11 protein-coding genes and 1 pseudogene are annotated in these 14,496 nt (G+C 36.8%); 7 read left to right on the top strand and 5 right to left on the bottom strand.

Going from position 1 to position 14,496, the window contains the following annotated elements; genetic code table 11:
• Positions 1-85: 85 nt before the first annotated feature.
• Positions 86-2,677 (bottom strand): leucine--tRNA ligase, encoded by a 2,592-nt coding sequence (gene leuS / locus AC27G3_RS08545; protein ID WP_487120642.1) that lies wholly within the window; start codon positions 2,675-2,677, stop codon positions 86-88.
• A 227-nt stretch (positions 2,678-2,904) separates the two neighbouring features.
• Between leuS and AC27G3_RS08540 the strand changes: the two genes are divergently transcribed.
• Both AC27G3_RS08540 and AC27G3_RS08535 read left to right on the top strand, forming a co-directional pair.
• A complete protein-coding gene (locus tag AC27G3_RS08540; protein WP_487120640.1) occupies positions 2,905-3,387 on the top strand; it encodes a zinc ribbon-containing protein in 483 nt (160 codons plus the stop codon).
• Between the two features lie 113 nt (positions 3,388-3,500).
• Complete coding sequence (locus AC27G3_RS08535; RefSeq protein ID WP_487120638.1) at positions 3,501-5,885, top strand: Lon protease family protein; 2,385 nt, start codon at positions 3,501-3,503, stop codon at positions 5,883-5,885.
• A 36-nt stretch (positions 5,886-5,921) separates the two neighbouring features.
• Here the strand turns inward: AC27G3_RS08535 and AC27G3_RS08530 are convergent, their stop codons facing one another.
• Positions 5,922-6,509, bottom strand: a complete 588-nt coding sequence (locus AC27G3_RS08530) for a type II secretion system protein (protein WP_487120637.1) — start codon at positions 6,507-6,509, stop codon at positions 5,922-5,924.
• Positions 6,510-6,845: 336 nt separating this feature from the next.
• Between AC27G3_RS08530 and AC27G3_RS08525 the strand changes: the two genes are divergently transcribed.
• On the top strand, positions 6,846-7,673 hold the full coding sequence (locus AC27G3_RS08525) for a DUF4097 family beta strand repeat-containing protein (RefSeq protein WP_487120636.1): 828 nt from the start codon (positions 6,846-6,848) through the stop codon (positions 7,671-7,673).
• Positions 7,674-8,075: 402 nt separating this feature from the next.
• Entirely contained in the window at positions 8,076-9,860 is a 1,785-nt protein-coding gene (locus AC27G3_RS08520; RefSeq protein WP_487120634.1) for a DEAD/DEAH box helicase, read from the top strand.
• Between the two features lie 184 nt (positions 9,861-10,044).
• Here the strand turns inward: AC27G3_RS08520 and AC27G3_RS08515 are convergent.
• Positions 10,045-10,227 (bottom strand): annotated as a pseudogene (locus tag AC27G3_RS08515) (SMP-30/gluconolactonase/LRE family protein); the annotation flags it as partial.
• A 358-nt stretch (positions 10,228-10,585) separates the two neighbouring features.
• On the opposite strand from AC27G3_RS08515, the gene hppD reads away from it, so the two are divergent.
• On the top strand, positions 10,586-11,641 hold the full coding sequence (gene hppD / locus AC27G3_RS08510; protein WP_487120632.1) for a 4-hydroxyphenylpyruvate dioxygenase: 1,056 nt from the start codon (positions 10,586-10,588) through the stop codon (positions 11,639-11,641).
• 120 nt (positions 11,642-11,761) lie between these two features.
• On the opposite strand, the gene can is transcribed toward hppD, so the two are convergent.
• Positions 11,762-12,361, bottom strand: coding sequence for a carbonate dehydratase (gene can / locus AC27G3_RS08505; RefSeq protein ID WP_487120630.1), 600 nt, complete (start codon positions 12,359-12,361; stop codon positions 11,762-11,764).
• Positions 12,362-12,494: 133 nt separating this feature from the next.
• On the opposite strand from can, the gene ppiC reads away from it, so the two are divergent.
• Positions 12,495-12,773: a peptidylprolyl isomerase PpiC gene (gene ppiC, locus AC27G3_RS08500; RefSeq protein ID WP_487120628.1), complete on the top strand. Its 279-nt coding sequence runs from the start codon at positions 12,495-12,497 to the stop codon at positions 12,771-12,773.
• Between the two features lie 38 nt (positions 12,774-12,811).
• Here ppiC and AC27G3_RS08495 read toward each other — a convergent pair whose 3' ends face one another.
• On the bottom strand, positions 12,812-12,979 hold the full coding sequence (locus AC27G3_RS08495; RefSeq protein ID WP_487120626.1) for a DUF2897 family protein: 168 nt from the start codon (positions 12,977-12,979) through the stop codon (positions 12,812-12,814).
• A 277-nt stretch (positions 12,980-13,256) separates the two neighbouring features.
• Between AC27G3_RS08495 and AC27G3_RS08490 the strand changes: the two genes are divergently transcribed.
• Positions 13,257-14,426 (top strand): methyl-accepting chemotaxis protein, encoded by a 1,170-nt coding sequence (locus AC27G3_RS08490; RefSeq protein WP_487120624.1) that lies wholly within the window; start codon positions 13,257-13,259, stop codon positions 14,424-14,426.
• Positions 14,427-14,496 lie beyond the last annotated feature (70 nt).

Here is a 14,496-nt window from a genome sequence, read left to right as displayed (position 1 = left end):
CTTTTGTTTTTCTTTGATGTTAATTTCAGGAAGTGGGCCAGCATTAAGTTAACCCACTTATTTTTCCTGTTAAATGATTATAACGCTAGTTCGCTACAATGTTTAACAACTTACCTGGTATGTATATCACTTTACGTACAGTTTTATCTTCAGTAAATCGACTGACAACTTCATCTGCTAAGGCTGTTTTTTCAACAGTCGCTTGTTCTGCATCAGCGGCAATGGTAATTTTTGCTCTTACTTTGCCGTTGACTTGAACGATAATAAGTTTTTCGTCTTCAACCAAAGCGTTTTCATCAACCACTGGCCATAATGCATCTTCCACTGTAGCGCCTTGAGTTTTATCGCCGACAAGTGACCATAAATGATGAGTTAAATGAGGAACAATAGGCGTTAACATTAAAATTACAGCTTGTACTGCTTCATTCATGACCGCTTTATCTTCAACGTTATCCATTGGCGCTTTTGCTAAATGGTTCATTAATTCCATAATAGCAGCAATCGCGGTATTAAACGTATTTCGGCGACCTATGTCGTCTGTAACTTTAGTAATAGTCTTGTGTAACTCACGACGTAATACTTTTTGAGCGCTATTAAGTGTTAGGCCGTTTAATGCAACAATAGGTTGTTCATTCGCATCAAAGTCAGCTACTAATTTCCAAACACGTTTTAAGAAACGATGAGCACCTTCAACACCACTGTCAGACCATTCAAGTGTTTGCTCTGGCGGAGAAGTAAACATAATAAATAAACGCACAGTGTCTGCGCCATATTTTTCAATGACTTCTTGTGGGTTAATGCCATTATTTTTAGACTTTGACATTTTGCTCATGCCAGCAGAAATAACAGGTTGCCCGTCGAGTTTGCTTAGTGCGTTAACCACTTGGCCTTTTTCATTTCGCTCTACTTCAACATCGTTAGGTGCGATCCAGTCTTGTGCGCCATTGTCAGCTTCGCGGTAAAAAGTATCAGCCAATACCATGCCTTGACATAACAAGCTTTTAAACGGTTCGTCACTTTTTACTAAACCAACATCGCGTAATAGTTTATGAAAAAATCGTGCATAAAGAAGATGTAAAATGGCATGTTCAATACCACCAATGTATTGATCTACCGGTAGCCAGTAATTGGCTTTGGCAGGATCAAGCATTTGCGTATCGTCGTTCGGCGAACAGTAACGCGCGTAATACCAAGAAGACTCCATAAAGGTGTCGAAAGTATCTGTTTCACGTAATGCTTCTTCACCATTGTATGTGGTTTTAGCCCACTCTAGATCGCTTTTTATTGGTGAGTTTACACCGTCCATTACTACGTCTTCTGGTAATTCAACCGGTAGTTGGTCAGCAGGAACCGCAACAGACTCTCCATTGGCTAAATTAATCATTGGGATAGGTGTTCCCCAATAACGTTGACGAGAAACACCCCAGTCGCGTAAACGATAATTCACCGTAATTTTACCGCTGCCATCGCTAATTAATTTATCTGAGATTGCTTTAAATGCATCCTCAAAACCTAATCCGTCAAATTCGCCAGAATTTATCAATGTGCCTTTTTCGGTAATGGCAGCTTTAGTAATGTCGTCGCCATCTTGACCTGCTATAACTTGGCTAATTTCTAAACCATATTTTGTTGCAAATTCCCAGTCACGTTGATCGTGTCCAGGAACAGACATAACTGCACCTGAGCCATAATCCATTAATACAAAATTAGCTGCCCAAACAGGAACAAGTTTTCCGCTGATAGGGTGAATCGCTTTTAAGCCTGTATCAACGCCTTTTTTATCCATTGCTGCCATATCAGCTTCAGTGGTTTTGCTATTTTTGCATTCAGCAATAAAGTCGCTCAATTGCGTATTGTTTTTTGCTGCTGCTAAAGCGAGTGGATGCTGAGCAGCTAAAGCAACATAAGTTACCCCTAACAATGTGTCAGGACGCGTCGTGTAAATGTCGAACTCTTCATTTGAATCGGCTAGTTTAAAGGTCATCTCAACACCTTCAGAACGGCCAATCCAATTACGTTGCATGGTTTTAACTTGTTCAGGCCATTCGGTGAGTTGATCAAGATCGTTTAATAACTCTTCGGCATAATCGGTAATTTTAATAAACCATTGCGGAATTTCTTTGCGTTCAACTATGGCACCAGAGCGCCAGCCTCGGCCATCAATAACTTGCTCGTTTGCTAAAACAGTTTGATCAACAGGATCCCAATTAACGGTGGCATTTTTTTTATACACTAAGCCTTTTTCATAAAGCTGAGTGAAAAACCACTGTTCCCAACGGTAATAATCTTTTTTACACGTTGCTAATTCGCGTCCCCAATCGTAACCAAAACCTAATGATTTTAGTTGCTCACGCATATAATCAATATTTTCATACGTCCATTTGGCTGGTGCAGAATTATTTTTAATGGCAGCATTTTCAGCAGGTAAACCAAATGCATCCCAACCCATTGGTTGCATGACATTTTTGCCTTGCATACGCTGATAACGAGAAATTACATCACCTAGACTATAATTGCGTACATGACCCATATGCAAGCGACCGCTAGGATATGGAAACATTGCAAGACAATAAAACTTTTCTTTTTCTGGCTGTTCTGTGGCAGCAAAGGTGTTGTTATCAACCCAAAATTGTTGAACGTTTTTTTCGATTGATTGGGGATTGTAAGTGGATTCCATTAACTATTTCTCAAACACTGTAGATGGGTGCTACATGAGATTATACTAGTAATTGTACTGAGCACTCATGAGGCTATTAAAATTTGTCCCATAGAATACCTGATCTTAACTGAGCTTAATAGCGGATATTGCCTCTAAAGCTCACAAAATATTGTCTATACTTTACGATAACAATACCTGCTACTCAAAATGGTTAACGAATTGCGAAAAATAGAAGGGAAAATAGTATGAATAAAAAAACAGCATTAAGTGATTTTTATCAAAATATTAATGAATGGATTGAGCAGACTAAAAGCCACGAAATTACTAAAATCGTTGAAGTTGTTGAACAAGCTAAAGCTTATATAAGTGCAGCAGAAAGCATCCCTCAGCAAAAAATAGAACAGTTTATTGATAGCTTTATTTATGATCTACACGATTTTTATCAGCAAAATCAAAAACAAGTCAAAAATTCTGTTTATTTAACATTAATGAATGAAAGGTTATGGCAATCGCTCGCTACGATGACAGACAAGTCGCAAGTTGAATGGTCTGAGCTGATGGATGATTTTGAACATGATGGTATTTATCGATTAGGAGATTATATAGGTTTTGGTGAACTATGCTGTGAACATTGCCAAGAAAAAATTACTATTACCCATTTAACCAAAGTTACGGCTTGTTTGCATTGCCATGGTGAAACATTTATTCGCCAAGGAATGATGCCGTAAAGATCCTTTTCTAATAGATACGGCTAGAGTACACTTAGCCTTAACATTAAAATCTACCACTAACTGTTTAATTAATAAGCAGTTAATTGTGGTTATTCACACTGAGACTCTACATGAGTAAAACGGCTGACAATTTGCGCCTTGCGCCACATCAATTAACCGCTAATTTAACTGAAAAATTATTTGGTCAATCACCTAAAAATACCGTTACTAAGCAAAGTTTTATTGGCCATGAGCGCGCAAAGGAAGCCTTGGACTTTGGTTTGTCTATGAAGGCTATAGGCTTTAACGTGTTTGCTATGGGCGAACATGGCACAGGGCGTTTAACGTTAATTAAGCAAATGTTAACCCGTTTAGCTGTCAGTGAAAAAACACCTGATGAGTGGTGTTACATTAATAATTTTGATGATACTCATACTCCTTATAAGCTCTATGTCAGTCCCGGTGACGGTAAGCAATTGCTTGCGCGAATGAATACGTTTATTGATGAACTGATTGACTTGTTTCCAGAGATTTTTGATAACCCCGGTTATCAACGAAAAAAAGCAGCTGTTGATAGAGAGTTTAATCAAAAGTATGATGAAGCGATTTCAATTGTTGAGGAATCAGCGTTAAAGCAAAGTGTTGTTTTATTTGAAGAAGCTGGGGAAATCGGTTTTTCAATGTTAGTTGATGGTAAGCCATTAAATGACAAAGAATTTGCGAGTTTAGAAGACGAACAACGCGCAGAATTTTATAAGCGCTTGGCTGTTTTAGAAGATTTGCTTTCAGAGCAATTAATTGAATTACCTTTATGGAAGCGTGTCTCGTCTGATAAGTTGCGTAAACTTCGCTATGAAACTGCTGAAAAGGGCATTCAACCACTACTGAAAGAGCTTGAGCATGAATTTGCTAGTAATATTGGTGTGTTAAAATATTTATCAAAGGTTAAAGAACATGTAGTTGATGCCGTTTTAGAAATACTAGCTGATGAAAGTAACGAAAACCCTAATGATAAAGACAACCGTAAATTAATGGTTGAACAGTTTTTGCCTAATCTGTTAGTGCCTCGAACGCCAGATGAGGGTACTCCTGTTGTTTATGAACAAAATCCAACCTATCAAAATTTATTTGGTCATGTCGACTTTGCAAGTTTTCAAGGCGCTACTTACACCAGTTACCGCTTAATTAGGGCAGGGGCATTGCATAAAGCAAATGGCGGCTATTTATTATTAGATGCTGAAAAATTATTGAACCAGCCCTTGGTATGGGCCAAGTTAAAATTAGCGCTAAAAACACAACAAATTAGCATTGAAAATCCCTATTCAGAATTTAGTCAGCCAGGCTCTTACAGTTTACAACCAGAAAAGATACCGTTAAAAGTTAAAATTGTATTGCTAGGGGATCCTGAGATTTATTACACCTTGCAAGAATACGATCAAGAGTTTACTGAATTATTCAGAGTGTTAGCAGATTTTGACCGACATTTAGAAAAAACAGATGAAAATTTAGTTGCTTATGCGAACTTAATTAGACAGCGTGCACATAAATATAACTACCCACTTATTTCAGATGATGCGGTAGTTGAGCTAGTTAGATACGCTTTAAGAAAGTCTGAACATCAAGAAAAGATTTCATCAAATATCGTACAAGTAAATGATTTACTCGACGAAGCTAATTATATTTGGTCGAAACAAAAAGGGGACTTTGAGATAACCGCTGAACATATCAACTTAGCATTGTCTGCTAAACAACGCCGTACAGGACGAATGAGTGAAACTTGGCTGAGTGAAATTAAAGAGCGCCAAGTGTTGATCAATACTCAAGGTGGACAAGTTGGTAAAGTTAACGGTTTAACAGTATTAGAAATTGGTGATAGTGTTTTTGGTACTCCAGCAAGAATCACTGCTACAGTTTATGCAGGTACCGACGGAGTTACCGATATCGAACGCGAGGTAGATTTAGGTAAATCTATTCACTCAAAAGGTGTACTGCTGCTAACCGGGTATTTAGGACACAAATACGGTCAAGGGTTGCCTGTGACGATTTCGGCCAATATTGCCATAGAGCAATCTTACGGACATATTGATGGTGATAGTGCTTCTATGGCTGAGCTTTGTGCGTTAATTTCGGCAATTACTCTACTCCCCATTGATCAAGGCATCGCAATTACAGGATCTATTAATCAACACGGTGAAGTGCAATCAATTGGTGGGGTTAATGAGAAAATAGAAGGTTTTTATCGTCTTTGTAAAGATACCGGATTAACGGGAAATCAAGGCGTTATTGTCCCTATGACTAATATGATTAATTTAATGCTTTCTCAAGAAGTTATTAATGCCGTTGAACAGGGAGATTTTTCAATCTACCCAGTTGAAGACATTGATCAAGCGTTAGAAATATTAATGGATAATAATGCAGGAAAATTAAGTCGAACAGGGCGTTACCCTAAAAAATCGATTCATGGTTTAGTGTTAGATAAATTGGCCAATTTCTCAGAAATATTAAGTGAAGAATAATTTATCGTCGTACATTAACGCGCCGAATAGCCACTATTAGCAACCACTAAAATCAGATCCAACAATTGAGGGAGCAATGGTGGTTGGAGTGGCATTATTGTTTTGGTTGAGGTAGTAAACGTAACAGTTGTCTTGATTGAGGTTTTTGCTAAAAGGAAAAATAACAAAACCTCGACCTGTACCAAGGTTGGCGTAACCTCTGCTGTTAAACCAGTTTTGGCCTCGTTGTCTAACACACCATTTTAATGTCGCATCATTACAATTATTGGTGTTAACTTGCGAAATATCCTCAAAATTTACTAGGTGAGTAAAGGTGAGGTTCCAACGGCCATCAGGTAGCTTGCCACGTACTCCAATATTTTGTCCGTTGGCTAATGAGTACCTATTTTGTCTGGCATTCAAATTTTCAGGGCGAGTGATAATCTTTAATGCAACCATCGACTCTGCAGATTTTATTGCGCCTTTCATAGTTAACATGGTCGCTTGAAGTGCGTCATCTTGTATATTAATAAATTTTGGTGCTACCGTTGCTGCTAAAATACCTAAGATAACTATTACAACCACTAACTCTATTAGTGTAAAACCATTGGTTTTCTTTATTTTCTTTATTTTCATTATTTTCATTATTGATTTAACACCACTTAATAATAATTTATAGCGAGTAGGTTTTTTTTACAATACATTTCAACTTTCTAAGTATTTTACTTCTCTATGGTTAACATTTGCACTTAAACCATAATCTTAATTTTTAGCCATCATTTACTAAATCCACCTTAGGATATGCGACATTGGCATTCATTAAATATTTTGCTACTTATTAGTTTAAAAGGCTAAATAGTATGTGTTTTATTACACTTTATTATTTTTGTGTTTTTTAAGTTATTGTTAATAAAGGGGTTAATGTTGGCGTGATAATTGATAATAGTTGTTAACACTTTTTTAAATTATCGAGATAAAACAATGAATTTGACTAAAACTCTGCTGACTATCGCAACTGTCTTTATGCTTAATGGCTGTATTGTAATTGCAGCTACTCCACAAGCTACTGTGCATATAAAAAAAGAATTAACGCTTGATACACAGTCGTTAACGGCATTAGATGTTGAAACAGGTGCTGGGTCATTAACAATAATTGGCGAAGCGGGCTTAACTGAAATAATGGTTAAAGCCGATATTTATACTACCTCTAAAGACGGTGAATACTATGATCTTAGTTTGGACAATTCTGGTTCAACGGCTTATTTAGTTGCCAAAAATAAACGCCATTCTGATTATTGGTCTGTTTCTTCAAGTAATGCTCATATAGATATTGAAATCATCGTCCCTCAACATTTACTCCTTGAGGTAGATGATGGCTCTGGTGGTATCTTAATTAAAGGAATAAATGCCGATGTTTCTGTTAAAGATGGTTCAGGGGAATTAGTTGTTAGTGAAATCAAAGGTAACTTAACGATAGATGATGGCTCTGGACGAATAGAAGTGACTAAAGTGGTAGGTAATGTTGGTGTTGATGACGGTTCTGGAGAAATGAGCTTAACTGAAATTAAAGGGCATATTGAAATAGAAGATGGCTCTGGTGCTATTAGTGTTAATCATGTCGAAGGTAATATTCACTTGGACGATGGTTCAGGTGATTTAATTGTTTCTAATACAAGTGGTATGGTTATTATTGAAGATGGCTCTGGGGATATTGATGTTAATGATATTGGTGGTTTAAAAGTTGTAGAGTCAGGCTCTGGTGGCTTAAGCATTAAAAATGTTAAAGGCGAATTTGAAATTGACAGTTAGTTAATTTGCATAAACGATATAACTCCCAATAAACGAAACTGAATTATATAACTCAGGTTTCGTTTATTGGATAATAATGCGCGAAATTAATTAATATGAGCTTCATTTTGCGCTTTATCTTGCATATACAAGTAGAGTCTGTATAATGCGCGCTTTAGTAAGGAGCTCATCAGATGAGTCTTACTTTATGAGTGGGGTATATACCGCCCAATAGACTTTCCCAAGCTAATATTCCTATGTATTAGCAGAATGTAGCGTAAGAATACGCTTTGAGTCTTCCTGGTGGTTTCCTCGTATTTGTACGCGGGTTACAGGTTGGCTTTTCTAAATTATTTATTTCTAATAAGAAATGAAGTTCTCTAGTATTGTCGCTGACACCTGCCTTGAGAAGATGAAATTAATATGACTGATCAAACCAATGCCGCTATCGGCTTTGACGCTTTAGGCTTGCCTGAAAACTTATTATCTGCAGTAACTACATTAGGTTTTACTGCCTCAACGCCTATCCAAGCAAAAACAATTCCTCACCTTCTTGAAGGTAAAGATGTTTTAGGTGAAGCACAAACAGGTACTGGTAAAACAGCTGCATTTGGCTTACCTGCCTTATCAAAAATAGATACTAATATTAGAAAACCTCAATTAATGGTATTGGCACCAACACGTGAATTAGCAATGCAAGTTGCTGAGGCTATAGAATCTTTCGGTAAAAATATGAAAGGTTTACGCGTAGCCACTTTATATGGCGGTCAATCTTACGGCCCTCAGTTTCAACAATTAGAGCGTGGCGCACAGGTTGTTGTTGGTACTCCTGGTCGTTTAATGGATCATTTACGTCGTAAAAGCCTTAAATTAGACGACTTAAAAGTGTGTGTGCTTGATGAAGCTGATGAAATGCTTAATATGGGCTTTTTAGAAGACATTACTTGGACACTCGATCATGTGCCAGATACGACACAAATGTGTTTGTTTTCGGCAACTATGCCTGCTGGTATCCGTAAAATTGCTAACCGTTTCTTAAAAAGTCCAGAGCACATCAAAGTGGCTGCTGTTAAGAAAGAAAAAGCCAATATTACTCAATTCGCATGGAAAGTAAGTGGTATTAGAAAAATTACCGCATTAGAACGTATTGCTGAAATCGTTGATTATGATGCCATGATTGTGTTTGTGCGCACTCGTAACGACACTGTTGAAGTATCTGAGCAACTTGAAAAAGCAGGTTACCCTGCGTTGGCGTTGAATGGTGACATGAACCAAGCACAGCGTGAACGTTGTATTGATCAAATGAAATCAGGTAAATCATCAATCCTTGTTGCAACAGATGTTGTTGCTCGTGGTTTAGATATTCCTCGTATTTCATTAGTGGTTAACTATGACTTACCTGGCGACAACGAAGCTTATGTACATCGAATTGGTCGTACAGGTCGTGCAGGACGAGAAGGTATAGCAATATCTTTTGTTCGTCCTCGTGAAATGTATTCATTACGTCATTACGAACGTTTAACTTCTGGCACTGTTAAATCATACGAATTACCTAATATTCAAGAAATTGGTAAGAAACGTATTGAACGTACACGCACTGAAATGGCAGCACTTGCTAGCGATAAAGATTTAACTGCAATGAAAGAAATTGTTGAAGCTATGGCTAATGAATCTGAAATGTCGATGACTGATTTAGCCGCAGCTTTGTTGTATCAAAAGCAATTAAATCAACCTTTACAGCCAAAAGAAGATCCTAAACCACGTCGTGAGACACGTGACCGTAATGACAGAAATGATCGCGGAAGTCGTAATGACCGTGGCGGCAGGGATAATCGTCGTGATGCACGTTCAGACAACCGTGGCAATAGAGACAATCGTTCTGAAAGACCTGCTCGCAAACCTAAGTCAGTGAGAAATGATATTGATTGGCAAACTTTCCGCTTAGAAGTTGGTAAAGACCACGGTGCACGTCCTGGAGATATTGTTGGTGCTATCGCTAATGAAATCTCACTTGATAGCAGCTACATTGGTGCGATTAACTTACATGAAAAGCATAGTTTTGTTCAGTTACCTAAAGGTATTCCTACTGCTTCATTTAACCAGTTGAAAGGTGTTCGAGTTCGTCGTCAACCATTAGCCATTTCGGTTTCTGATGCGCCGGCAGCGAGTGGAAATAAACGCTCTGAGCGTCCACAACGCCAAAATTAATGGTATCAATCTAGCTGTGTAGCTAGTATGAAATCAATGTGATGATAAAAGACGCTTTTTAGCGTCTTTTTTTATGAATGTGGCTCCTTATTATTTTGTGAAATCTATCTGCGAAATCTAATCATAGCTACTCATTGTAAAACGACTCTACCGCTCCGCGTTTTTGCATCGTGACAAAAACTTGTTATTTGTCAGTGCCGCCAAATGCTACATTGGTAGGAAAGTTGCCTTTTAGTTCAATTTCTTTCAGTAGTTCACCTAGGGGAAAAACAACAGTAACAACGCCTTTACCATAACGCGCTATGTATAAGTTTCCTTGGTCATCGGTTCTCATTCCGTCTACACCATGATCAGGAAAATGGATCAGGAAAATGGATCAGTAATTTTTTATTGCTCGAACCAACGGCAATGCCATTAGTGGTGGCCATTTCATCTTCTAGTAAAATTACCCATCGACATTATTTTATGGCCAACCCTCGCTTTTAGTCACTTAAATTAAATGGTGTAAACTTATTGGTACATCTACCTGGTTGAGCTAGTATAGCCTAGATCAGCATCTTCATTTTTGACCTATTTATTCTCGTACATTTTCTTTTACATTGCATTTTTAAGCACAAGTCGATGCAGGCTTTTCCTAATAGATAAAGACCTAGATAATGATTTTATTAACGCATAACCACCTTGATATTTTTACTAAGGTGGGTAACAAATAAGAGTAATAAGAAATGACTGATGTTAAAAATCCATTAAACTTGTGTGGAATTGAATTTACCGAATATGCAACGCCAGACAGCGACTTTATGGAAAATGCCTTTTATGGTTTTGGCTTTTCAAAAACAAAAAAGTTTAAAGGGCGCGATATAGATTATTTTAATCAAAATGATATTCATTTTTTACTCAATAATGAACAATCAGGCTTTTCAAAAGAGTTTGCAAAAAGTCATGGTCCAGCAATTTGTTCCATGGGCTGGCGAGTGGAAGATGCTGATTTTGCTTTTGATGAAGCTTTAAAACGCGGCGCTAAATCGGCACAACAGGTGGAGAATAAATTACCTTATCCGGCTATTTTTGGTATTGGTGATAGTTTAATTTACTTTATAGATAAATTTTCAACTTCGAGCGCTAATCCTGGCTCGATATACGAAGATGATTTTGAGGCAATAGACTCACCTGTGCTAGTTGATGATAAAGGTTTCTTGCGTGTTGATCACCTCACGAATAATGTTTACCAAGGCACCATGCAAAAATGGGCTGATTTTTATAAAGAAGTGTTCGGTTTTACTGAAGTTCGTTACTTTGACATTAAAGGTGAAAAAACAGCATTGGTGTCATATGCTCTGCAGTCGCCTTGTGGATTATTTAGTATTCCTATTAATGAAGGTAAGGGAACAAGTAACAATCAAATTGATGAGTATTTAGAAGAATACAATGGTCCAGGAGTACAACATTTAGCGTTTATTACGGATGATTTAGTTGGTTCTTTAGATCAACTAGATAAAAACATAATTGATACTTTAGATATTGTTCCTGAATATTATGATGATGTTTTTAAGCGTATTCCTTGGGTAAAAGAAGATCATAAACGTATTCAAGATCATCAAATATTGGTTGATAGCCAAAAAGAGAATTCATATTTATTGCAAATTTTCACTAAAAATATTTTTGGGCCCATTTTTATTGAAATGATTCAGCGTGTAGATGATCAAGGTTTTGGCGAAGGAAACTTTACCGCTCTGTTTAAATCGATTGAATTAAACCAAATGGAACGTGGTGTTGTTTAACCAAGCTGAGTTCAGGTAAGTTAACTACTTTTATTTACCCCAAAAAAAACAGCACTTCTTGTGCTGTTTTTTAGTTTTTAATTACCTTGAAATAAGGCATTCAATTTTTAGGTAATTCAATTATTTGCCGTTCACGGATACTTCTAAATCTTGTAATATGCCGTCATGCAATTTATAGATAAAACCATGCACGGTCACTTTCTGTTCTTTAGCCCACGCTTTTTTTAATATACTACAACTGGAAATATTCGCGACTTGTTCGATAACATTCAGCTCACACATTAAGTTTGATTTTTCAGTCGCATCTTCAACACTGTCTACTTTTTCTTTATGAAAACGATAAACATCTTTAATATGCTTGAGCCAATTATCGATTAAGCCAAAGCTTTCATCTGTCATGGCTGCATTAATGCCACCACAACCATAATGACCACAAACAATGATATGTTCTACTTTTAAAATATCGACCGCGTATTGAATCACTGATAAACAATTTAAATCGGTATGAACCACAACATTGGCAATATTTCTGTGAACAAACACTTCGCCCGGTGCTAAGCCCATTAAGCTATTAGCAGGTACTCTAGAGTCTGAACAACCTATCCATAAAAACTTTGGTGCTTGCTGCTCTGACAGATTAGAAAAAAAATCCGGACTGTCTTTTTTAACACTTTCTGCCCATTTTTGGTTATTATTAAAAAGGTTTTGAATCGACGACATGATGACCTCAAGCTTTAAAGAATAGGAATTACAATTTAATTTTCAATATTGTATCTTAAGATGACATAAAATGTCATCGGACAAGTTCGATTAGTAATAATAACACTGAATGTATTTTTAAAGGAACCTAATCATGGCTTTAGCCAGTGCAGTACATATTTTAGTTAAAACAGAAAAACAAGCAAACGAAATTAAAGAGCAACTAGCTAAAGGTGGTGATTTTGCAAAACTTGCTCGACAATTTTCTCTTTGTCCGTCAGGGAAGAAGGGAGGAGACCTTGGTGAGTTTCGTCCAGGGCAAATGGTAAAAGCGTTCGATAATGTTGTTTTTAAAAAGCCAATTTTAAAAGTTCATGGCCCTGTAAAAACTAAGTTTGGTTATCATTTAATTAAAACGTTATATCGTCATTAATGAGTTAATTTTATGATGATATTATTGGTGCTAATCTATTAATTGTTTTCATCTTCTTGCTCTTCTTTTTCAAGTGCGGCATTTCTTTTTTTTATTCGTGCTAATTTTTCTTCAGATAGATTAAATTTATTAGCGGTCTGTTTGAGTAGATAAATGCCAGAGATCAGCATTGCTAAACATAGAATGATAAGGAGAAAAGCAACCATAAGTATTTCTTAGAAGTATGCAAAATAGTTAGCTTAATTGTTGTACATTATATTAGGTTAAGTCAAAGTTTTTAGTCAATTGATTCCTGATAATGATTAAATTTCTTGATTTGCACTCAGCTCACGGTTATTTTTAAACAGTTAACAACAAATAGTAATAGCAAGTTAATACCTTTGTGGGTACTTTTTTGCATATGTTAATGTAAAAAATTAGTGTTTAAACGAGTGGTAATTAATGAGCCGCTTAGCTTATCAATATTAAAATATAGGTCATGTTATGTTCAATCGCTTAAACATTAAGCTTCTTTTACCGAGCGCAGTCGTTAGTGTCTTTTTCATCTTAGTAGTATTATTTTTTTTAGAAGAGAATATCAGTAAAACTGCCACTATTGGCATACTGTTTGTTATGACTGTCGTACAACTATTTTTAAGCTTTTTATATTCCAACCAACAGCTTTTTAAGCGTATTGAAAACCTTCAAGGGTATGTGAACAAAGTTGTTAGTGTTAATGAAGCACCAGAATCTCCTTTAAAAGATAATCATAATGACGATTTAGCAAAGGTTATTAATGATTTAAGCGATTTTATTGCCAGCTTATCTGATGTAATTGAAGAAATACGTAGCGAATCTGAAGCACTTAATGCAGGCTCTGTTTTGTTGACTGAAAAAATGTCTGAGTCGGTTATTGCTGTTGATGAGTCAGCGAATCAAATTGAACAAATGGCCCAATCTATAGAACAAGTTGCTTCCACTTCTCAAACTTTATCTAATAGCGCTAATCAAGTGAGTGAAACAACCAGTGAGATCATTAATATTTTATCTCAAGGTACTCATTCATCAACCACAAGCCAGCAAACATTAGAGTCTTGTACAAAAGAGGTTAATGAAACCGCAGACGAATTAGCGCTACTTCAAGAGGAATGCGCTCGAATTGGCTTGGTACTTGATGTTATACGTGGGATTGCAGATCAAACAAATTTACTAGCGCTAAATGCCGCCATTGAAGCGGCTCGTGCAGGTGAGCAAGGGAGAGGCTTTGCTGTTGTTGCTGATGAAGTACGTGCCTTAGCCCACAGAACACAAGAATCTACTGTAGAGATTCATTCTATGGTTGAAGGTTTACAAGAAAAGTCGACCAATGCAGTTAATGCTATTGCGCGTGGTCAATCTTTAACACAAGAAAGCTTAACTTATTCAGAAGAAGTTGTTGCAGCATTTGGTAAAATGGGAGAAGTTTTTACCGATGTTGATAATTTAACCTCGCAAATGGCTAGTGGTACTAATGAACAACAAATATCAACCGCGTCGATAAACGACAATATGATGGCTGTTGTTTCATTAAGCCAAGAGATAAATCAAGGGCTAACTTCAGTCGCTAAACATGCTAGCGAGCAGCAAGACACAACTTCATCAATGGACATTACTTTAAACCGAATTTGTGTGTAGTTTTCTTCGCTATTTAGAGCTAATCAGGGCTAAACAAGATTAATGCATAGTTAGCCAAATGGTAGTCGAT

This window comes from Colwellia sp. SU-HH01217 (assembly GCF_057543495.1).
This window is presented reverse-complemented; position numbering and strand designations above follow the sequence as displayed.

Excerpts from the sequence above, each read along its gene's own strand:
- leuS (WP_487120642.1), bottom strand. The coding sequence starts at position 2,677 with ATGGAATCCACTTACAATCCCCAATCAATCGAAAAAAACGTTCAACAA.
- AC27G3_RS08540 (WP_487120640.1), top strand. The coding sequence starts at position 2,905 with ATGAATAAAAAAACAGCATTAAGTGATTTTTATCAAAATATTAATGAA.
- AC27G3_RS08535 (WP_487120638.1), top strand. The coding sequence starts at position 3,501 with ATGAGTAAAACGGCTGACAATTTGCGCCTTGCGCCACATCAATTAACC.
- AC27G3_RS08530 (WP_487120637.1), bottom strand. The coding sequence starts at position 6,509 with ATGAAAATAATGAAAATAAAGAAAATAAAGAAAACCAATGGTTTTACA.
- AC27G3_RS08525 (WP_487120636.1), top strand. The coding sequence starts at position 6,846 with ATGAATTTGACTAAAACTCTGCTGACTATCGCAACTGTCTTTATGCTT.
- AC27G3_RS08520 (WP_487120634.1), top strand. The coding sequence starts at position 8,076 with ATGACTGATCAAACCAATGCCGCTATCGGCTTTGACGCTTTAGGCTTG.
- hppD (WP_487120632.1), top strand. The coding sequence starts at position 10,586 with ATGACTGATGTTAAAAATCCATTAAACTTGTGTGGAATTGAATTTACC.
- can (WP_487120630.1), bottom strand. The coding sequence starts at position 12,361 with ATGTCGTCGATTCAAAACCTTTTTAATAATAACCAAAAATGGGCAGAA.
- ppiC (WP_487120628.1), top strand. The coding sequence starts at position 12,495 with ATGGCTTTAGCCAGTGCAGTACATATTTTAGTTAAAACAGAAAAACAA.
- AC27G3_RS08495 (WP_487120626.1), bottom strand. The coding sequence starts at position 12,979 with ATGGTTGCTTTTCTCCTTATCATTCTATGTTTAGCAATGCTGATCTCT.
- AC27G3_RS08490 (WP_487120624.1), top strand. The coding sequence starts at position 13,257 with ATGTTCAATCGCTTAAACATTAAGCTTCTTTTACCGAGCGCAGTCGTT.